Origin of the sequence: Microtetraspora niveoalba (assembly GCF_001570405.1) — a bacterium.
Lineage (GTDB): Bacteria > Actinomycetota > Actinomycetes > Streptosporangiales > Streptosporangiaceae > Microtetraspora > Microtetraspora niveoalba.
Genome location: NZ_BBYM01000003.1, coordinates 157,924 through 177,978, shown reverse-complemented (window position 1 = coordinate 177,978; position 20,055 = coordinate 157,924). Strand labels below are relative to the sequence as shown.

Annotated in this window: 13 protein-coding genes; 2 read left to right on the top strand and 11 right to left on the bottom strand. The window is 71.7% G+C overall.

The features are described 5' to 3' along the window. Positions 1-75: 75 nt before the first annotated feature. Both AWQ70_RS02220 and AWQ70_RS02215 read right to left on the bottom strand, forming a co-directional pair. Positions 76-2,709, bottom strand: a complete 2,634-nt coding sequence (locus AWQ70_RS02220) for a putative bifunctional diguanylate cyclase/phosphodiesterase (protein ID WP_067169411.1) — start codon at positions 2,707-2,709, stop codon at positions 76-78. Positions 2,710-2,890: 181 nt separating this feature from the next. Further along, on the bottom strand, positions 2,891-3,799 hold the full coding sequence (locus tag AWQ70_RS02215) for a 2-hydroxyacid dehydrogenase (protein ID WP_067169408.1): 909 nt from the start codon (positions 3,797-3,799) through the stop codon (positions 2,891-2,893). 63 nt (positions 3,800-3,862) lie between these two features. Between AWQ70_RS02215 and AWQ70_RS02210 the strand changes: the two genes are divergently transcribed. Further along, positions 3,863-5,050 carry a PQQ-dependent sugar dehydrogenase gene (locus AWQ70_RS02210; protein ID WP_067169719.1) on the top strand — a complete coding sequence of 396 codons (1,188 nt, stop codon included), beginning with the start codon at positions 3,863-3,865 and terminating at the stop codon, positions 5,048-5,050. Between the two features lie 101 nt (positions 5,051-5,151). On the opposite strand, the gene AWQ70_RS02205 is transcribed toward AWQ70_RS02210, so the two are convergent. The 7 genes from AWQ70_RS02205 to AWQ70_RS02175 all read right to left on the bottom strand — a co-directional run bounded on the left by AWQ70_RS02205 (position 5,152) and on the right by AWQ70_RS02175 (position 15,117). Further along, positions 5,152-6,888, bottom strand: a complete 1,737-nt coding sequence (locus tag AWQ70_RS02205; RefSeq protein WP_157529848.1) for a VanW family protein — start codon at positions 6,886-6,888, stop codon at positions 5,152-5,154. 486 nt (positions 6,889-7,374) lie between these two features. Continuing rightward, positions 7,375-8,859, bottom strand: a complete 1,485-nt coding sequence (gene gatB, locus AWQ70_RS02200) for an Asp-tRNA(Asn)/Glu-tRNA(Gln) amidotransferase subunit GatB (RefSeq protein ID WP_067169401.1) — start codon at positions 8,857-8,859, stop codon at positions 7,375-7,377. Positions 8,860-8,958: 99 nt separating this feature from the next. Then, positions 8,959-9,612 (bottom strand): DUF4276 family protein, encoded by a 654-nt coding sequence (locus AWQ70_RS02195; RefSeq protein WP_067169398.1) that lies wholly within the window; start codon positions 9,610-9,612, stop codon positions 8,959-8,961. After that, on the bottom strand, positions 9,609-10,952 hold the full coding sequence (locus tag AWQ70_RS02190; protein ID WP_067169395.1) for an AAA family ATPase: 1,344 nt from the start codon (positions 10,950-10,952) through the stop codon (positions 9,609-9,611). Before AWQ70_RS02190 ends, AWQ70_RS02195 begins: the two co-directional genes overlap by 4 nt. 121 nt (positions 10,953-11,073) lie before the next feature. Further along, positions 11,074-12,567 carry an Asp-tRNA(Asn)/Glu-tRNA(Gln) amidotransferase subunit GatA gene (gatA, locus tag AWQ70_RS02185; RefSeq protein WP_067169392.1) on the bottom strand — a complete coding sequence of 498 codons (1,494 nt, stop codon included), beginning with the start codon at positions 12,565-12,567 and terminating at the stop codon, positions 11,074-11,076. Then, positions 12,564-12,863 carry an Asp-tRNA(Asn)/Glu-tRNA(Gln) amidotransferase subunit GatC gene (gene gatC, locus AWQ70_RS02180; RefSeq protein WP_067169389.1) on the bottom strand — a complete coding sequence of 100 codons (300 nt, stop codon included), beginning with the start codon at positions 12,861-12,863 and terminating at the stop codon, positions 12,564-12,566. The genes gatA and gatC overlap by 4 nt, the downstream gene beginning before the upstream one ends. Positions 12,864-13,035: 172 nt before the next feature. Continuing rightward, positions 13,036-15,117: a putative bifunctional diguanylate cyclase/phosphodiesterase gene (locus AWQ70_RS02175; RefSeq protein ID WP_245646654.1), complete on the bottom strand. Its 2,082-nt coding sequence runs from the start codon at positions 15,115-15,117 to the stop codon at positions 13,036-13,038. Between the two features lie 410 nt (positions 15,118-15,527). Between AWQ70_RS02175 and AWQ70_RS02170 the strand changes: the two genes are divergently transcribed. Beyond that, positions 15,528-16,916: a glycoside hydrolase family 6 protein gene (locus AWQ70_RS02170; protein WP_157529847.1), complete on the top strand. Its 1,389-nt coding sequence runs from the start codon at positions 15,528-15,530 to the stop codon at positions 16,914-16,916. A gap of 211 nt (positions 16,917-17,127) precedes the next feature. Here the strand turns inward: AWQ70_RS02170 and ligA are convergent, their stop codons facing one another. Further along, a complete protein-coding gene (gene ligA, locus AWQ70_RS02165) occupies positions 17,128-19,305 on the bottom strand; it encodes an NAD-dependent DNA ligase LigA (protein ID WP_067169380.1) in 2,178 nt (725 codons plus the stop codon). Positions 19,306-19,547: 242 nt separating this feature from the next. Next, positions 19,548-20,009, bottom strand: coding sequence for a hypothetical protein (locus tag AWQ70_RS02160; protein WP_157529846.1), 462 nt, complete (start codon positions 20,007-20,009; stop codon positions 19,548-19,550). Between the last annotated feature and the right edge of the window lie 46 nt (positions 20,010-20,055).

The window sequence follows — 20,055 nt, the reverse complement described above, 5'->3', positions numbered from 1 at the left end:
CACCGACTGTAGGCGCCCCGAGCCCGCGCGAGCGAAGCGAGCGCCATAAACACAGCGAGGCCATCAAACACGGCCTCAGGCCGTGTTCTGCAGGGTGGTGTGCATGAGGTGGTCGACGCCGCGGGCGGCCATCGGTCGGGCGACCAGGTAGCCCTGGCCGCGCGTGCAGCCCATCTCCCTGAGGAGTTCGAGCTGCTCGGGGCGTTCGATGCCCTCGGCGACGACGATCAGGCCGAGGTCGTGGCCGAGCCGCACGATCGTACGGGTGAGGAGGGTGAGAGTCTCGTCACGTCCGAGCCCCGAGACGAACGACGGATCGATCTTGATCATGTCCACCGGGAGCTGGCGGAGGAAGGCCAGCGAGGCGTACCCGGTGCCGAAGTCGTCTATCGCGAGTCTCACGCCGAGGGCGCGCAGCTCCGACAGCTTGGCCACGGTGTCCTCGGCGTCCTCGACGAGCATCTCCTCGATGACTTCGAGGGTGAGCGCGCTGGCGGGCAGACCGCTGTCGGCCAGCGCCTCGGAGACCGTCTCCACAAACCGGGGAGCGGTGATCTGCCGCGCCGACAGGTTGAGCGACAGGCCGATGTCCCAGGAGGACTCGCGCCAGCCGGCCACCTCGCGGCAGGCTTCCTTGAGTATCCACTCGCTGAGCGGCACGATCAGCCCGGTGTCCTCGGCGGGGCCGAGGAACTGCTCGGGCGGCACGAACGCGCCGCCGCGCCACCACCGTACGAGCGCCTCGACCGCGGTGACCCGCGACGTGGCGAGATCGACGACCGGCTGGTACTCGACCGCGAACTGCTTCTCGTGGAGGGCCCGCTGCAGGTCCGCGGCGAGTTCGAGGCGGCGTACGACGTCGGCGTGCATGTGCGCGGCGAACACCTCGACCCGTCGTCCGCCCAGTTCCTTGGCGCGGGACATGGCGACGTCGGCGTTGCGCAGGAGGTCGCCGGCGGGCATGCCGTCCTCGGCGAAGGCCACGCCCACGCTCGCGGTCAGCGGCATGTCGCGGTCGGCGACGCGGAACGGCTCGGACGAGACGGCGCGGACGAGCCGGTCGGCCAGGTCGATCGCGGTCTGGGCGTCGGCTCCGCTGGAGGCGCCGCCTTCGAGCAGCACGGCGAACTCGTCGCCGCCCCACCGGGCGAGCGTGTCGTCGGCGCGTACGGCGGCGCGCAGCCGGCGTGCGGCCTGGCCGAGCAGATAGTCGCCGCTGGCGTGGCCGACGGAGTCGTTCACGCCGGTGAACCCGTCCAGATCCAGGAAGATCACGGCGGCGCGCCCGCCGCCGGGCCGGGCGAGGACCTCGCGGGCCCGCTCCTCGAAGTACGCCCGGTTGGGCAGCCCGGTGACCCCGTCGTGGAAGGTGAGATGGGTCACCTGGTTGCGCAGCGCGACCTGGTCGCTGACGTCGCGGACCGTGACCAGGACCAGGTCCTCCGTGCGGACGTGGCGGGTGGCGACCGACTCCGTCGGCCGCCAGGTGCCGTCCGAGGCGCGGACGCGGCAGGCGATCCGGCAGCTCTCGTGGCGTTCCAGGACCTCGCCGTCGTTGTCGAGCCGCCGGAGCAGGGCCTGGACGCCGGGCACGTCCTCGGGGTGGATGTAGTCGACCAGTGGGCGCCCGACGAGGTCGGCGGGGCGGTAGCCGTACGTCTTCCGCACGCTGGAGCCGATCTCGCGGATCACGCCTTCGTGGTCGCACATCAGCACGACGTCCCCGGTGTTCTCGGCGAGCCGGCGGAGCTGGCGCTCTCCGACGTCCACCAGGCGCCGCATCCCGGCCGTCTCGATCACCAGCAGGATCAGCCGGCCGATGAGCACGAGGACGATCGCGGCGCCGAGGCCGGGCAGGAAGCGGTCCCGGCCGCCGGTGAACGCGTGGAACGCGACGGCCAGCGTGGCGACCGCGACGAGGGACAGCGGGATGACGGCCGTCATCGCGGCGGGCAGCGGCCGGCGGCGGGTGCGCCCCTGGATCCACGGGACGGCGGCGAGGAGCAGGAACGCGGCCGGGGCCACCAGGGTCGCGACCAGCGGCGGCGGGTCGCCGTCCAGCCTCGCGGCGGCCGTCGCGAACTCGGCGACCGTGATCGCGCCGAGCACGCCGACCCCGGCCAGGCCGATCGAGCGGTCGGCGGCCCGTGAGCCGATGAGGGCCGGCGCCACCGCGCAGGCGGCCAGCAGGCACACCACCGGCAACGCCAGCGTGGAGAAGATCGTGGTGGCGTCGTCCACCCCGTGGAAGATCGGGGCGAGGAACCACACCCAGGCCACGGCGAAGATCGAGGCCGCGGTCAGGAAGGCGTCCGTGACCTGCCTGACCACGCCCCTGCTGTACGGAGGGGGCTTCGCCGTGAAGGCGCAGCCGATCATCAGGAGTAACGAGCTGAAGAGGAGCAGCAGGTCGGCGAAGGTCAGTACGAACGGCGTGCCGTCGGCGACCGGTCTCAGTCCGATGCCGGCGAGCCAGGTCACCGAGCCGGCCTCCAGCCAGCGCCATGCCGCGGCCCGCCGCCGCTGCCCCGGCGCGACCCGTGAGGAGGCCAGCACCAGGGAGACCACGGCGAGCAGGCCGGTGACGGCGCCCGCCACGGCCACCACGACCGATGCTCCGACTCCGGCGATCAGGACGGCCGCGACCGCCGCCGCACCGAGACCCGACACGGCGGTGAGCGGGACCCTGGGGTCACGCCTGCGATTCACGCAGTCCCTCCCGCCATCGACTCGGCTTTACTCTCCCTGTCACGTCGCCAGTTTGCGCGCGGCCGCCGACCTGAGCGACGACAACGGCGGAGTCGTCACCGATCCGATAACCGGCTGCGCGATGTCATCACCGTACGGACCGCAGGTCACGGGGCAGCCACTTTCCGGAATCCTTCGCGGGTCAGTAGTGCCCCGTGATGATGTTTTCAAGGGGTTCGCCGGAGATGTACCGCGCGATCTGCTCGCAGACGAGCGTGCGGGTCCGGCGGATGGAGGCGGGGGTGCTGCCCGCCACGTGCGGCGTGATGAAAACGCCGGGAGCGGTCCACAGCGGGTGGTCCGGCGGCAGCGGCTCCGGGGCGGTGACGTCGAGGGCCGCGCGCAGCCGTTCCTTCTGCAGCTCGGCGAGCAGCGCGTCGGTGTCGAGCACCGAGCCGCGGGCGGCGTTCACCAGCACGGCGCCGTCCTTCATGCGGGCGAGGAAGCCCGCGTCGACCATGCCCGCGGTGTCGGCGGTGGCGGGGACCAGCAGCACGACGACGTCCGCCGTGGGCAGCAGGTCCGGAAGCTCGTCCTGCCCGTGCACGCCCGGACGGGCGTTCCTGGCCACCCGGACGATCTCCACCTCGAACCCGGAGAGGCGGCGCTCCAGCGCCTCGCCGATCGAGCCGTACCCGACGATGAGGACGGTCGAGTCGGCGAGCACTCCCGTGTAGTGCCAGGACCAGGCGCCGCGCTGCTGGGCGGCGCCGAACTCGGGGAAGTCCCGCAGCACCGCGATCATCGCGCCGACGGCCCACTCGGCGGTCCCCGCGTCGTGGACGCCCCGGGCGTTGCACAGGGTGACGTGGCCGGGCAGATGCGGCAGGTACGGGTCGACGCCGGCGGTCACGGTCTGGAGCAGGCGAAGGCCGGTCATCCCGGCGAGTAATCCGGGGACGTCCCGCACCGGCACGAGCGGCGGCACCCACACCTCCACCTCGCCGATCCCGGCGGGGACCGGTCCCCTGCCGTCGTAAACCGCGATGTCCAGTCCCGGCAGGCCTGCCAGCCCGTCGGCGATGTCCTCCGAAGCGACCCAGATCTTCACGGGACCAACCTAAGGGAACCCGCCAATCCGGGCACCAGTATGGGGACGGAGGAGGTCGCGACGATGGGACGTACCGGATGGTCCAGGTCGGTGGCGGGCGCGGTGCTGGTGGCCGCCATGTTGGGATGCGCTCCGGCCACGGGCGCGGGAGGCGACGCGCGGGGCGGAGCCGCGACGGGGAACGCTCCGCCGGCCGACGCCTCGCCGGGTGATCCCGGCGCCGCTCCCACCGGCGGTCCGGGAGGCGGGACGGCCACGAACCCTCCCGCGGGCAACGAGCGGGTGCGTCCGCCCGGCACGCCGCGAACGCTGGTCGGGGGCCTCGCGGTGCCGTGGGCGATCGCGTTCCTGCCCGACGGGAACGCGCTGGTCACGGAGCGGGACTCGGCCCGGCTGCTCCGCGTCACGCCCAACGGAGGCGTCACGGAGGTGGGCGTGATCGGCGGGGTGTCCGCCCGGGGCGAGGGCGGCCTGCTCGGTGTGGCGGTCTCCCCGAGATATTCCGACGATCACCTCGTCTTCCTCTATTTCACGACAAATGATGACAATCGGGTGGTGCGATACCGCTACGACGGCGGTCTCTCCGACGCCACGCCGATCGTGACCGGCATCCCGAAGGGCGGCATCCACAACGGCGGACGGCTGGAGTTCGGTCCCGACGGCTACCTGTACGCCTCCACGGGCGAGACCGGGGAGGGCGGGCTCGCGCAGGACCGGAACTCCCTCGGCGGCAAGATCCTCCGCATGACCGCCGACGGCAGGCCCGCACCGGGCAATCCGTTCGGCACCCTCGTGTGGACGTACGGGCACCGCAACGTCCAGGGCATGACGTGGGGCCCGGAGGGGCACATGTTCGCCACCGAGTTCGGCCAGAACACCTACGACGAGATCAACCTGATCGAGAAGGGCCACAACTACGGATGGCCCGAGGTCGAGGGTCCCGGCGGCGGGAGCCGGTTCACCGACCCGCTGCTGACCTGGCGCACCGACCAGGCGTCGCCGTCCGGCCTCGCGTACGCCGGCGGCTCGCTGTGGGCGGCGGCGCTGCGCGGCGAGCGGCTCTGGCAGATCCCCGTCCGCGCGCACGGCCGCCTCGGACGGCCGGTCGCCCGCTTCACCGGGGAGTTCGGCAGGCTGCGCGCGGTCACCAGGGCTCCCGACGGGACGTTGTGGGTGACCACCAGCAACAAGGACGGCCGCGGCTCCCCCCGCTCGGGAGACGACCGCATCCTCGTGATCCCCGTCGGATGAGGGGACACGGTCGGCTCAGGGGCACGTTGAACGAGGTTCGGCCGATCGAGGAGACCTCGGGCTGAGGGGGCACGGTCGGCTGGGGCCCCTGGGGGTCCCCCTCAATCCGCGGGCGCGCAGACGACCGTCGCCTCCGGCTCGTACGTGGCCGTGAACGTCTGGCGGCTGGTCACCTTCCCGTCCTGCCGGAGTGTGCGGGTGACCTCGGCCGTGAAGCCCGCCTGACCGGTCGACGGCACGCATCCGGGGCCGCTCACCGTACGTGCCTCGGGGTTGACCTGGCGGGACCGGACCGGATCGGAGATCTCGACCTCGAACCGCCTGGTGCTCCAGAGCTCGACGGTCACCGTGGTGCCGGTGGCGCTCGCCCGCACCAGCACCCCGTAGGGCGAGTCGTTCTTCCACTGCAGGTCGGGGCCGGGATAGGAGACCGCCGCGTCCAGTCCCGGCGGATAGTTCCCGATGTGGTGATCGTGCGGCGTGTGTTCCACGTCCTCCATGCCGGCGCGCATGGCCGCGTTGAACATCGTGGTCGCGAACTGCGAGATGCCCGCCACGTCCGCCCCGGCCTTCCCGCGGATGCGCGTGGGCGCCGGGCCGCCGACGTACCCCGCGGCCGGCTCCCTCTTTCCGAGGAACCGGTTGAGCGAGAACGTCTCCCCCGGCGCGATCAGGTGGCCGTCGAGGGCCCGCGCCGCGGTCTTGATGTTGGTGACCCGCGGCAGGCAGCACGCGAAGGTCGTCGTGTGGTGGCCGACCCGCTCGCTGATCCCCATCTGCCGCGCCTCCTCGTCGGTCACGGCGGGCCGTCCCGCCGTCACGAAGGCCCGTGCCGTACGGCTTCCCGAGGTGATCGACGTGACGACGTCCGAGGACAGGCGGGCCGTGTCGAGGGTCTGGCCCGCCTTCGCCCGCACCAGGACGGGCTTGCCGCCGGTGATCGTGAACGTGGCGTCGCGGGGCAGCCGCCCCGGGTCGATGAGGCGGTCCTCCAGGCCGGCCAGCGCGTCGGCCGCGTCGAAGACGGGCCGCAGTTCGTTCCGCCGGTCCACGCGGAACGTGAGGTTCGCCGCGACGACCTCCGGCGTGATCTGTACCGACCCCCGGTCGCTCGTCACCGTGACCGGGCCCGAGACCGCCCGCCGCGCCCAGCCGAGCGCGCGGCGCACCTCCGCCCGTGTCACCTTGGGCTCGTCGGCCCGCACCTCCAGCTCGACCATCGCGTCCGGATTGAGGTACGCCCGCTGGATGTCGGCCGCGACCTTGGCGTGGTCGATCGACCGCCCGGCCCGCGGATAGATCGGGACCGGGGTCAGCCCCCTGAACTCGACGTCGCCCTCCTGAGCCGGACCGGCGAAGACGGCCGCGACGTCCCTGGCCACCGCGATCTCCAGCCGCGACATGTCGACCGTGGTCTTCGGTGGGATCTCACGACCGGTCGTCAGAGCGTTCCAGACCTCCACGGGGCTCGGGAACCCCTCAGACGCCTGCCGCACCGTCGCCTCCGCGTCCAGGGAGAGCCCGGCCTGCTCCGGATTCACCGAGGCGCGCTCCAGGCCCCGTTTCACGATCACCGGGGTGCGGGCCAGGCCGGAGAGCCGCTTGTTCAGGATCCGTACGGCCTCCGCCTCCGTCTGGCCGCCGATGTCGACGCCCAGGACGGTGGTGCCGGGCAGCACCTTGCCGGCCATGAGCGCGGCGGGAACCACGTAGGCGAGCACCGCGAGCAGGAGCACCGCCGGCACGCCGAACTTGAGCAGGCGTCCGCGCGCGCCCCGCTCCGGCTCGGGCGTCGGATCGGTACGGGGTGGGGCCGCCTCAGGGGCCTTCCGGTCCACGACCGGCCACGGTTGGGCCACCGGAGGCACGCCGGACGGCCCGGTGGACGACACCGGGGACGGCGGAGTCGAGGGGAGGGGATTGCGCCCCTTCGATGCGGACGGCGCGGCGGGTGACGCGGGCGCTCCACCGAAGATGTCGGCCGACACACCCGGGGGCAGACCTTCGGAAGCGGGCCGTACCGGATGTCTTCTCGGCGAGTCAGGCGGAGGCACCGCCGCGAACGAATCCGTCGGCGGGTCGATGGAGGCTTCCGCGTTCCGCACGCCCAAGACTCCTCCGGCTCAGGGGCATCTCCGCTCAGTTAACCCTAAAGCACCCCCTCCTGGATATGCCGGAAATCAGACCACAATCGATCACCCGAGGCTCACCCGCGACAGGAGGCGGCGGAGGAACCCTTCTGCGTCGAGAGACCAGCGAGACGACCCTCATCCGAAATCGGATGAAGGTCGTCTCCGGTCAGAAACGTCCAGTCTGAAATGAGATCAGGAGACGCCGAGCTTCTCCAGGATGAGCTCGCGGGCCCGGCCGGCGTCGGCCTTGCCCCGGCTGGCCTTCATGACGCCGCCGACCAGGGCGCCCACGGCGGCCACCTTGCCGGAACGGACCTTGTCCGCCGCGTCGGCGTTGTCCGCGAGGACCTTGTCGATGATCGCCAGCAGCTCGCCCTCGTCGCTGACGATCTGAAGACCGCGCTTGGCGACGACGTCGTCCGGCCCGCCCTCGCCGGCGAGCACGCCTTCGAGCACCTGCCGGGCCAGCTTGTCGTTGAGCGCGCCCGAGGCCACCAGCTCCGTCACCCGGGCGACGTCCGCGGGGGTGATGGACAGCTCGGCGAGCGGCTTGCCGGCCTCGTTGGCCCGGCGGGCCAGCTCGCCCATCCACCACTTCCGCGCGTCGGCGGCGGGAGCCCCGGCGGCCACGGTCGCCTCGACCAGGCCGATGGCGTCGGCGTTGTGCATCGCCGCCATGTCGAGGTCGGACACTCCCCACTCCGCCTGGAGGCGGGCGCGCCGTACGGACGGCAGCTCGGGGAGGGCGGCCTTGAGCGAGGCGACCCAGTCGCGGTCGGGCGCCATGGGCAGCAGGTCGGGCTCGGGGAAGTAGCGGTAGTCCTGCGCCTCCTCCTTCGAGCGCCCCGAGGTGGTCCGGCCGGTGTCCTCGTGGAAGTGCCGGGTCTCCTGGATGATCCGGCCGCCGTCGGCGAGGATGGCCGCCTGGCGCTCGATCTCACCGCGGACCGCACGCTCGACGCTGCGCAGCGAGTTGACGTTCTTGGTCTCGGACCGGGTGCCCCACTCGGAAGAGCCGCGCGGCATGAGCGAGACGTTGACGTCGCAGCGCAGGGAGCCCTCCTCCATGCGCACGTCCGACACGCCGAGCGCGCGCATGAGCTCCCGCAGCTCGGTCACGTACGCGCGGGCGACGTCCGGGGCGAGCCGGTCCGCGCCGGCGATCGGCTTGGTGACGATCTCCACCAGCGGGATGCCGGCCCGGTTGTAGTCAACGATGGAGTAGTCGGCGCCGTGGATGCGGCCCGTGGCGCCGCCGACGTGCGTCGACTTGCCGGTGTCCTCCTCCAGGTGAACCCGCTCGATCTCGACCCGCACGGTCCGCCCGTCGACCACGACGTCGAGGTACCCGTCGGTGCACAGCGGCTCGTCGTACTGGCTGATCTGGTAGTTCTTCGGCATGTCCGGATAGAAGTAGTTCTTCCGGGCGAACCTGCACCACTCGGCAATCGTGCAGTTCAGCGCGAGACCGATCCGGATGGTCGACTCGATCGCCTCGGCGTTCGCGACCGGCAGCGAGCCCGGCAGCGCCAGACAGACGGGGCAGACCTGCGTGTTCGGCGGCGCGCCGAACTCGGTCGGGCAGCCGCAGAACATCTTCGACGCGGTGCCGAGCTCGACGTGCGTCTCCAGCCCCAGCACCGGCTCGAAGCGCTCCAGCGCCTCGTCGTACGGCATGAGCGTCTCAGTGCTCACAGGTGTCTCACCACTTTTCCTGTATCCACGAATGTCAGCAGAACGGGATGCACACCCGTCGTGATCACGTTGTCCGCGGCCTCAGCCATAGCGGAATCCCAACCGGATCAGCGCCTCGGCCATCGACTTCCACCAGTCCGCGAACGCGGGCACGTCTCGCAACCGGTCGAGATCGATGATCTCCGCAAGCTCGCTGAAGTAGCGTTCCATGCTGTCACCGTCCGGCCTGGCCCTCCGGTGCCTGCGCACCAGTGAGCGCATCACCAGCCGAAGCAGCTCTTTCGGGTCGGCCTGCTGCTCCACCTGCTTCGGCTGCCTGGGCAGCAGCTCGCGGACCCTGGCGACCGGCACCGAGAGCACCCGGGCCAGCGCGTCGGGGTCCGCCAGGACCCACGCCTCAGTCTCCACGACCGGAACCACCGGCACGAACAACTCGGTGCTGCCGGCTTCCACGATCGCCCGGCGCACCTCGTCGACCTTCGCCGCGGCGGTACGCTGCGGAAAGCCGTCGTGATGGTAGAGCAGCACGTCGTACGCGCCGGATTCCCGCGCGACGGCCCTGGCGATGTCGTCGGGTCGCTGATGATCGACCGCGAGGACGCGCACGTCCCCGACGTCCACGCCTCCGGGGAAGTGCTCCAGGCAGAGCTGGTGCGTCGCCCGTTGCAGCAGCACGGGAAGGAACCACTCATCCGAGGGGCCCTCGCAGACGAGCACCGAGTTCAGGCTCCTCATGAGGTGATCGGCTCCCGGCCCGCGCGAAACCGCTCGATCTCGCTCTCGGTTACCGGCGGCGGCCCGTCGTCCGCGCGTACCGGGGCGCCGCCGGGCTCGGCGAGACGGCGGGCCACGGTGACCCGGGACGTGACCCCGTCCTGGATCCGGGTCACGTTCTCCAGGAACACGACGTTCGAGCGCGGAACGACGTCGAGGACGACCGGAGAGTGACTCGTGACCAGAACCTGCTTCAGCGGCCACTCCGGGTCGTCGCGGGACGGGTCCGTGGCCAACGAGCGCATGGTGGTCAGCAACTCGCGCAACCGCTCGGGGAAGGCGCCGTTCTCCGGCTCCTCGATGGCCACCAGCCCGGACCGCGCCGGATCGTTGAGCAGCGCTAGCAGCGCCAGGATCCGCAGCGTGCCGTCCGAGGCCACATCCGCGCCGAACCTCGGCACGTAGCGCCCGGTGAACACGACGCGGACGTCGCGGCGTTCGTGGTCCTCCACGACGTCGAACGACGTCACCTCCCGGACGATCCGTACCAGGTCCGCCCGGATCTCCGCGAGCACTCCGTCCGGGTCGTCCTCGCGCGCGGTCTCCCGGCGCAGATGGAGCAGGTAGGCGGGCAAACCCTCGCCGTTGGGCTGCAGGAACGGCCGCCCGGGAAGCGGGCTCACCTTCCGCAGCGCATGGTCCTCGATCTGGAACGCGGAGATCTCGCCGAGTGTTCTCCACACGGCCTGGACCACGGCATTGCGCAACACCGCCTCCGCGCCGCGGTCGGAATCCGACCGTGTGGGGTCGCTCAACGAGTAGCGCGCCAGGCTGCTGACGATGCGCAGGCTGCGCGACTCCCCCAGCATGGCGCGGATCAAATCGTCACCGTGGTCGAGGTAGCCGATGCGCCCGGCCACCCACCGCGGGTCGGCGTGCGCCTGCTCCGGCCACCGGTCATCCGCCCTCGACATCGGCAGGAACGTCTCCATGGAGCGCGGCCCGTTGTCGCCCATGGACACCCGCAGTTCGTACCGCCACCGGGACCCGAGCGCTCTGCGCAGCGGTTGGTCGGGCATGTCCCATACGCGGTCCGGATCGAGGACCAGTTCGAGCGCGAACGTCATCTCGTCCGCTCGTGAGCCGTCCCCCCGCTGGCGGAAGAGCCCCACCGCGTCGCCGCGTACCGCGTCCACCGCGTCGTACACGTCGCCGCGGGCGTGGGCCGCGACGAAGCGGAGCGCGTCGAGGAGGTTGGACTTGCCACTGGCGTTGGTGCCGATGAGAACGAGGAACGGCGGCACGTCGAGGGCGAAGTCCGCGAAGGACTTGAAGCCGTCGATCTCGATGCGGGTTATCACGCCGCCGTTCCTCCTCTCCGAGCCTGGGCACATCGCCGTCGCCGTGCCCTCACGTACTCCCTGGGTTGTATCCGGCGAATGCTGCCCCGCCGCGCGCGGGGCAGCCTTTGTCGGACACTCCCTAGAGCGCGGGCGCCTTCGCCAGGAGCGGGCCGCCCCAGCGGTCCTCCAGCGCCCTCTCGACCGCGGCGCCGACCCGGTAGCAACGGTCGTCGCCGAGCACCGGAGCCATGATCTGCAGGCCGACCGGCAGGCCGTCCTCGTCGGCCAGCCCGCACGGCACCGAGATCGCCGCGTTTCCGGCGAGGTTCGTCGGGATCGTGCAGAGGTCGGCGAGGTACATCGCCATCGGGTCGTCGGCCCGCTCGCCGATCGGGAACGCCGTGGTCGGCGTCGTCGGCGACACCAGCACGTCCACCTGGTGGAAGGCCGCGTCGAAGTCGCGCGAGATCAGGGTGCGGACCTTCTGCGCCTGGCCGTAGTAGGCGTCGTAGTAGCCCGACGACAGGGCGTAGGTGCCCAGCATGATGCGCCGCTTGACCTCGGGCCCGAAACCGGCCGCCCGGGTCAGCGCCATGACCTCCTCGGCGCTGCGGGTGCCGTCGTCGCCGATGCGCAGGCCGTACCGCATGGCGTCGAACCGGGCCAGGTTGGACGAGCACTCGGAGGGGGCGATCAGGTAGTACGCCGGGAGGGCGTAACCGAACGACGGGCAGGAGACCTCGACGACCTTGGCGCCGAGGGACTCCAGCAGCTCGACGGCCTCGTGGAACCGGGCGAGCACGCCGGGCTGGTACCCCTCGCCGCCGAACTCCTTGACCACGCCGACCCGAAGGCCGGCGATGTCGGCCTGGCGGGCGGCCTCGACGACCGGCGGCACCTCCGCGTGGATCGACGTCGAGTCCATCACGTCGTGGCCCGAGAACGCCTCGTGCAGCAGCGCGGCGTCCAGGACGTTGCGCGCGAAGGGGCCGGGCGTGTCCAGCGACGACGCGAACGCGATCAGGCCGTACCGGGACGAGCCGCCGTAGGTCGGCTTCATGCCCACGATGCCGGTGACCGCCGCCGGCTGGCGGATCGAGCCACCGGTGTCCGTCCCGGTGGACAGCGGCGCCTCGTACGCGGCGACCGAGGCGGACGAACCGCCCGACGAGCCGCCGGGGATCCGCGAGAGGTCCCACGGGTTGCGAGTCGGACCGTACGCCGAGTTCTCCGTGGAGGAGCCCATGGCGAACTCGTCCAGGTTGGTCTTGCCCAGGATGACCAGCCCCGCCTCGCGCAGACGGCCCGTCACCGTCGCGTCGTACGGCGGGCGCCAGCCTTCGAGGATCTTCGAGCCGGCGGTGGTGGGCATGTCGGTGGTGGTGAAGACGTCCTTGTGCGCGACCGGGACGCCCGCGAGCGGGCCGAGCCTCTCACCGGCGCCGATCCGATCGTCCACCGCGCGCGCCTGGGCGAGCGTGACGTCGGGATCCACGTGCAGGAACGCGTTGACCTTGGGCTCGACCTCGGCGATGCGGTCCAGGTGGGCCTGGGCGACCTCGACGGCGGAGACCTCGCGCGAGCCGATCAGCCGGCCCAGCTCTGCGGCCGTCTTGCGGAGCAGCTCTGTCATGCCTCCTCCCCGAGGATCCGGGGAACGCGGAAGCGGTCGTCCTCCACGGCGGGCGCGCCGGAGAGCGCCTGATCGGGCGTCAGGCCGCGCCGGACCTCGTCCGGACGGAAGACGTTGGTCAGCGGAAGCGCGTGCGAGGACGGCGGAATGTCGTCGGCTGCGACCTCGGCGACGCGGGCCACCGCGCCGACGATCTGGTCGAGTTGGGCGGCGAAGTGGTCGAGCTCCTCGTCGGCCAGCGCCAGCCTGGACAGCCGTGCGAGGTGAGCGACCTCGTCGCGGGTTATGGCGGACATGAGTCGTCGAACCCGTTTCTGGATGGAGAGTGGACACTGCCATCCTAGGGCTCGCCACCAAGCCTGCCCGACTCTGTCCACAGCCCGTCGCGGGCCGTGCCGCCGAGCCCGTCGGCCCCTTCGCCGCCCCCGGTCGCCGGTTCCCCGCGCCGTCGGCGGCGCGCCGGGGCGGTCAGCCGCCGGGCGCGAGCCGTACGACGTCCTTGGGGCGGGCGGTGAAGGCGGGGCTGAGCCGGGTGCGCAGCCAGACCGTGGCCTCGCCGGCGGGCATGGGCTCGGCGAGCCACCAGCCCTGGCCTGCGTGGCATCCCATGTCGCGCAGCCGGGCCGCGATGTCGCCCGACTCGACGCCCTCGGCGACCGACCTGAGCCCGAGCGAGCGCACCAGATCGATGATCGAGCGCACGATCCGCTCGTCGTCGGCCGACTCACCCAGCCGGCGTACGAACGACCCGTCGATCTTGACCTCGGACACCGGCAGGCGCTGGAGCCGCACCAGCGACGAGTAGCCGGTGCCGAAGTCGTCGAGGGCGAGCTGCACCCCCAGCCCGGCCAGGGTGCGGATGGTGTCGGCGGTGTACGCCTGGTCGGTCATCAGGATGCGCTCGGTGACCTCCAGGCGGATCGCCTCGGCGGGCAGCTCCAGCCGCTCGAGCCCCGCTTCGAGCTGGTCGGGAAGGCCCGAGTCGAGCAGGTCGCGCGCCGAGACGTTCACCGAGATCGGGACGTCCAGGCCGGCGTGCCACCACGCGGCCGCCTGGTTGAGCGCCTGGTCGATGACGTGCTTGGTGAGCTCGCGCATCAGGTACGACTGCTCGGCCAGCGGGACGAACTCCGCGGGAGAGATAGGGCCGCGTACGGGGTGCCACCAGCGCAGGAGCGCCTCCACTCCCTCGACCCGGCCGTCGTCGAGGCTCACCTTCGGCTGGTAGTGCAGCTCCAGGCCGCCGGTGTCGATGGCCCGCCGCAGGTCGCCGAGCAGGCTCAGCCGTTCCGGGGAGTTGCGGTCCTTGTCCGCGAGGTAGAACTCGACGCCGGTGCGCCCCTCCTTCGCGAGATACATGGCGACGTCGGAACGCTGGAGCAGCAGCTCGAAGTCCGGCGCGTCGTCGGGGAAGAGCGCTATGCCGATCGAGGCGTCCAGGTCGAAGGTCATGCCCTCGAGCCGTACGGGCTCGGTGAGGGCGACGCGCAGCCGCGACGCGACCTCCTTGGCCGCGTGGGCGTCCCGGATGGACGGCAGCAGCACGGCGAACTCGTCACCGCCGAGCCGGGCGACGACGTCACCCGGGCGGACGCTGTGGGTCAGCCGGTGGGCCACGATCTGCAGCAGGCGGTCTCCCACCGGGTGCCCGAGGGTGTCGTTGACCTCCTTGAACCGGTCGAGGTCGAGCAGCAGCAGCCCGACCCGCTCCCGCTCGCGGGCCTCGGTCAGCGCCTCTTCGGTGCGCAGGATCAGCATCTTGCGGTTGGGCAGCCCGGTGAGGCCGTCGTGCATGGCCTGGTGGTCGCGGCGCATGGACATGGTCGCGGTGAAGTAGACCGCGGCGAGGGGCGCCACGAACAGCGGCACCAGCGCGGGCGAGTGCGACATGACCACGACCACGAGTGGCGCCAGCCCGAGCAGCGCGCCGTAGACGAGGGCCTGCGGCCCGACCGAGGCTTTGATCACGCGGAGCACCGGACGCCGCTCGTGCAGGGCGACGGCGGCGGAGACGAGGAACGCGCGGACCGAGAAGTAGGCGACCCCGGAGACGACGATGGCGGGGATGTCCGTGCCGTGGGGCGTCCACGGCACGAGAGGGCTCGGGCGCACGCCGAACACGCCGAGCGTCACGGCGGCGGCCGTGCAGGCGAGCGTCACCTGCGCGATGTTGAACGCCACGCGATGCCAGGCCCGGCGGTTGACCAGGCCGCTCACGATCACCGCGACGGCCTGGAGCAGCGCCGCCATCGGCAGCCCGTGGTGCATGAGCACGGCGAAAGTGAACATCGTGGACGTGGGGGTGCCCCCGACCAGAGCCGACGAGCTGACCATGACCGGCCGCAGCTCTCCCAGCACCACGAGGACGGCGAGCATCCAGAACAGGGGGGTGCGCCCGATCTGGGCCAGCTCGTCCACGCCGAGCCGTATCTGGGCCACGACGAGGGCGGTGCAGCCGACCGCGGTGACCCCCGCGAGGTAGCTCCACAATGGGGATCCCGGGCGGGGGCCGGTGTCCCGGGTGTCCGCCGGATAACCCGTGGCGGGCACCGAGCCGTGCCCTCCCGAGGTCGAGCTCGCGGGCACCGGCATGCCGACCGGGACGCGGACGCGAGAAGACGGCGTCGCGGAAGCCGGAGCGCGATTACGGGAAGCTGCAGTCATCGGTAACAAACCCCCCAAGAGGCCACTATGGGAGGGTACGACCTCTGGGCCACTTCGCGAAACCGATTGGGCACGTTCCGTTACTACGGATTTCTTGCGCTTCATCGCGTGTCGCGGCATGGAGTGGGAGATGTACGACTTGCTGGTGAATGTTTCACATCCCCGTTGAGAACGGCCGCCCGGCTGCCTGCGACTTTCCCGTCGGAAGTCCCCGAGGTCTTCCCTGACCTCCCCGTCGCCCGCTTACGATCCTGACGACTTGGGAGCGCTCCCACGCCCCCCGGAATGGAGTAGTCATGTCGCGTAAAAGGCCCGTGACGGCGGTCGTCCTCGCCGCCGCCGCGACCATCGGGATGGGGACGGCCCTCTTCGCCTCGTCCACCGCCCAGGCCGCGAGCTCCGCGTTCTACGTCGATCCGCTGACCAACGCGGCCAAGTGGGTGGCGGCCAACCCCGGCGACAGCCGAACGGCCGTGATCAGGGACAGGATCGCCGCCGTTCCCCAGGGCCGGTGGTTCGCGTCGTACAACCCCTCGACCGTGCGGGCCGAGGTGGACGCCTACGTCGGCGCCGCCGCGGCGGCCGGCAAGATCCCGATCATGGTCGTGTACGAGATGCCCAACCGCGACTGCGGCGGGGCCAGCGCGGGAGGCGCCCCCGACCACACCGCCTACCGCGCGTGGATCGACCAGATCGCGGCGGGGCTCGGCGGCCGCCCGGCGACCGTCATCCTGGAGCCCGACGCGCTCTCGATCATGTCCAACTGCATGAACGGCGCCCAGCAGGCCGAGGTCAAGGCGTCCATGGCGTACGCCGGAAAGAAGCTGAAGGCCACGTCCCCGCAGGTCAAGGTGTACTTCGACGGCGGCCACGACGCGTGGCTGTCCGCCTCCGAGCTCGCCTCCCGGCTGAACGGCGCCGAGATCGGGAGCAGCGCGGACGGCATCGCGCTCAACGTCTCCAACTATCGCTCGACGCCCGGGCTGGTGAGCTACGCCAAGAGCGTCATCGCCGCGACCGGCGTCTCCGGGCTGAAGGCGGTCATCGACACCAGCCGCAACGGCAACGGCCCGAGCGGCAGCGAGTGGTGCGACCCGGGCGGCCGGGCCACCGGCACATGGAGCACCGCGGACACCGGCGACTCCGCGATCGCCGCCTATCTCTGGGTCAAGCCGCCCGGCGAGTCGGACGGATGCATCGCCCCCGCCGGGCAGTTCGTGCCGCAGCGGGCGTACGACCTGGCCATCGCGGCGCCCCCGCCCACGAACGGCCCGAGCCCCTCCCCCAGCGCGTCGCCCAGCACCTCACCGAGCGCGTCCCCCAGCGCGTCACCGAGCGCCTCGCCGAGCCCGGGCACGAGCCCGAGCGGCCAGCCCGCCGGAAAGGCGTGTACGGCCTCCTACACCGTGGTCAACCAGTGGCAGGGCGGCTTCCAGGGTGAGGTGACGGTGAAGAACACCGGCACCGCGGCGATCAACGGCTGGAATGTCGCCTGGACGTACGCGAACGGGCAGTCGATCACACAGATGTGGAACGGCTCGCCGTCCTACAGCGGCGCGGCCGTGACCGTGACGAACCTGGGCTGGAACGGCGCCCTGGCCGCCGGCGCGGCGACGTCCTTCGGCTTCACCGGCAACTGGTCGGGCGCCAACGGCGTCCCGTCGCTCACCTGCGCCGCGAGCTGACGGCTCCACCGCACCACCACCGGTCCGCTGCCCCCGTCCCGAGGAGCGGCGGAACGACCGCGCCACCGGTGCGCCACCATCGGTCCCCCCGCCCCGCCGCAGCGCCCGTCCGCCGGGCCGCGAACGGCTTCACCCGCCCGTCGTCCGCCCCCGATCGCCAGGGGCAGGACGGCGGGCGCGGCGGGCAGGAGCAGGTTGACGCGGCGAACCGTCACTCCTCGCCGCGCGCGGCGACGGCCCCGGCCGCCTCCGGTCCCTGATCCAGCAGGACCTGGAACCCCTGATCGTCGAGGATGGGCACACCGAGTTTCACGGCCTTGTCGTACTTGGAACCGGGGCTCTCGCCCACCACCACGAAGCTGGTCTTCTTGGAGACCGAGCCGGCGACCTTGCCGCCCCGGCCGGTGATGGCCTCGCTCGCCTCGTCTCGGGTGAACCCGGCGAGCGTCCCGGTCACGACGAACGTGAGGCCCTCAAGCGGGCGCGGGCCTTCCTCCGCCGGAGACTCGTCGGCCGTCCGGACCCCGGCCGCCTTCCACCTGTCGACGATCTCGCGGTGCCAGTCGACCGCGAACCACTCCTTGATGACCGCGGCGACCCGGGGGCCGATGCCCTCGACCGCCGCCAGCTCCTCCTCCGACGCCTTCGCGATCGCGTCGAGCGACCGGAACTCGTCGGCGAGCGCGATGGCGGTCGGCTTGCCGACGTGACGGATGGAGAGCGCGACCAGAACCCGCCACAGCGGCTGGTCCTTGGCCCGCTCCAACTCCTCCAGCATCTTCTCGGCGTTCTTGCTGGGCGCTCCCGACACCGTGGCGAAGAAGGACACCACCTTGGGCTCGCCGGTCTCCGGGTCGGTCTTGGGCAGCCCGGTGTCCCGGTCGCGGACGACCGACCTGATCGGCAGCAGGCGGTCCACCGTGAGATCGAACAGGTCGGCCTCGGTGCGCACCGCCGGGTCCTGGTCGAGCGGCTGGGTGAGCGCGGTGGCCGCGACGTAGCCCAGCCCCTCGATGTCGAAGGCGTCGCGCCCGGCGGCGGCGAAGATCCGCTCGCGGAGCTGCGCCGGGCAGGCGCGGGCGTTGGGGCAGCGCAGGTCCGCGTCGCCCTCCCGCTCGTACGCCAGCTCGGTGTCGCACTCCGGGCAGTGCGTCGGCATGACGAACTCGCGCTCGTCGCCGGTGCGCAGGTCGAGCACCGGGCCCAGGATCTCCGGGATGACGTCGCCCGCCTTGCGGAGCACGACGGTGTCGCCGATGAGCACGCCCTTCCGCTTCACCTCGGACGCGTTGTGCAGGGTGGCCCGCTCGACCGTGGACCCCGCCACCACCACCGGCTCCATCACGCCGTACGGCGTCACCCGGCCGGTGCGGCCGACGCCCACCTGGATGTCGAGCAGCTCGGTGTTGACCTGCTCCGGCTGGTACTTGAACGCGATCGCCCACCGGGGCGACTTGCTGGTGGAGCCGAGCTGCCGCTGCACCGCGACCCGGTCGGCCTTGACCACCACGCCGTCGATCTCGTACTCGGGGTCGTGCCGGTGCTCCTGGTAGTAGGCGATGAACTCGCGGATCTCGTCCAGGCTCCGGACCACCCGGTACCGGTCGCTGACCGGGAGGCCCATGGCGCCCAGCCGGTCGTACATCTGCGACTGGCTGACCGGCGGCTCGGCGCCCTCCCACTTGCCGACGCCGTGGACGATCATGCGCAGCGGGCGCCGGGCGGTGACGCGCGGGTCCTTCTGCCGCAACGAACCCGCCGCCGAGTTGCGCGGGTTCGCGAACGGGGACTTCCCCGCGTCCATCAGCCGCTCGTTGAGCCAGTTGAAGCCCTCGACCGGCAGGAACACCTCGCCGCGCACCTCGACCAGGTCGGGCACGTCGTCCCCGGTCAACCGGTGCGGCACGCCCTTGACGGTGCGGACGTTGGGCGTCACGTCCTCACCGGTGGTCCCGTCGCCCCGGGTTGCCGCCCTGACCAGGCGGCCCTTCTCGTACAGCAGCGCCACCGCGAGACCGTCGATCTTGAGCTCGCACAGGTAGGGCCCCGGGTCGGCCTCGGCGAGCCGCTCGGCCCGCGCCTGCCAGGCCGCGAGCTCGTCGTCGTCGAACGCGTTGTCCAGGCTCTCCATCCGCTGAAGGTGCCTAACGGCGGCGAACTCCGTGGAGATCGCCCCTCCGACCTTCTGGGTGGGCGAGTCGGGCGTGCGCAGATCGGGGTGCTCCTGCTCGAGCTCCTTGAGCTCCCGCATCCACGCGTCGTACTTGGCGTCGCTGACGGTCGGCGAGTCGAGCACGTAGTAACGCCAGTTGGCCTCCTCGGCCAGCTCGGCCAGCTCCGCGTGCCGCTCCCGCGCCGCCGCCGGCGCGCCCTCGACCTCGGCGTCCATGCGTAGTACTCCCCTCGTCACCGGGCCCTGGGAGAACGCTACGGGAGGCGGGGAAGTGTCCGTGCCCTCCCGGAAGCGCTCTGGCGGGTGCGTCGTCCCCGGCAGAATGCCACCCGCCACCGACATTCTCGCCGGTCAGCGCGGGTGCGCGTCCCGTCCGCCCGTACGGCTTCGCGGGCTCCGCCCGGGCCACCACGGCCGGACGGGCGGGGGCGCGGCTCATCGAGGCGAACACCGGCGGATCAGCCGCCCTGGCTCCAGACGCCCTCCCAGGCGGAGCACCTTCCGGTGATCTTGGTCGACGTGCCCCGGCAGACCTTGGCCTGGGCGGTGAGCATGTATCCGGCGTTCACGCTGAACGCGCGCGGCGTCGACTGCGAGCAGTTCTTGAACGTGGCCGTGCGGTACTTCCCGCGGTCGGTCAGCCACTTGATCTTGACCCACGAGCAGGTGCGGGCGCCGCCTGCGTCGTACAGTTCCCCGGAGATCCGCAGCCCGGAGCCGGCGGTCCTGACCTTGCCCGTCGCCCACCCCTTGTAGTCGGACGAGGCCGTCGGGCCCCAGTTCCAGGTTTCCGCCGCGTACGCGCGCGACGCCGAACCGGACGCCGAGGCCGACGCGGCGAGGGGGGCGGCGGCCACGAGCCCGCCGCCCAACGTGACCGCGATGGTGAGACCCATAAGAGTGCGGAGACCGCTGCGCATGACTTTCTCTCTCCTGAATGTGCGAGATCTGCACATAAAGGAGTAG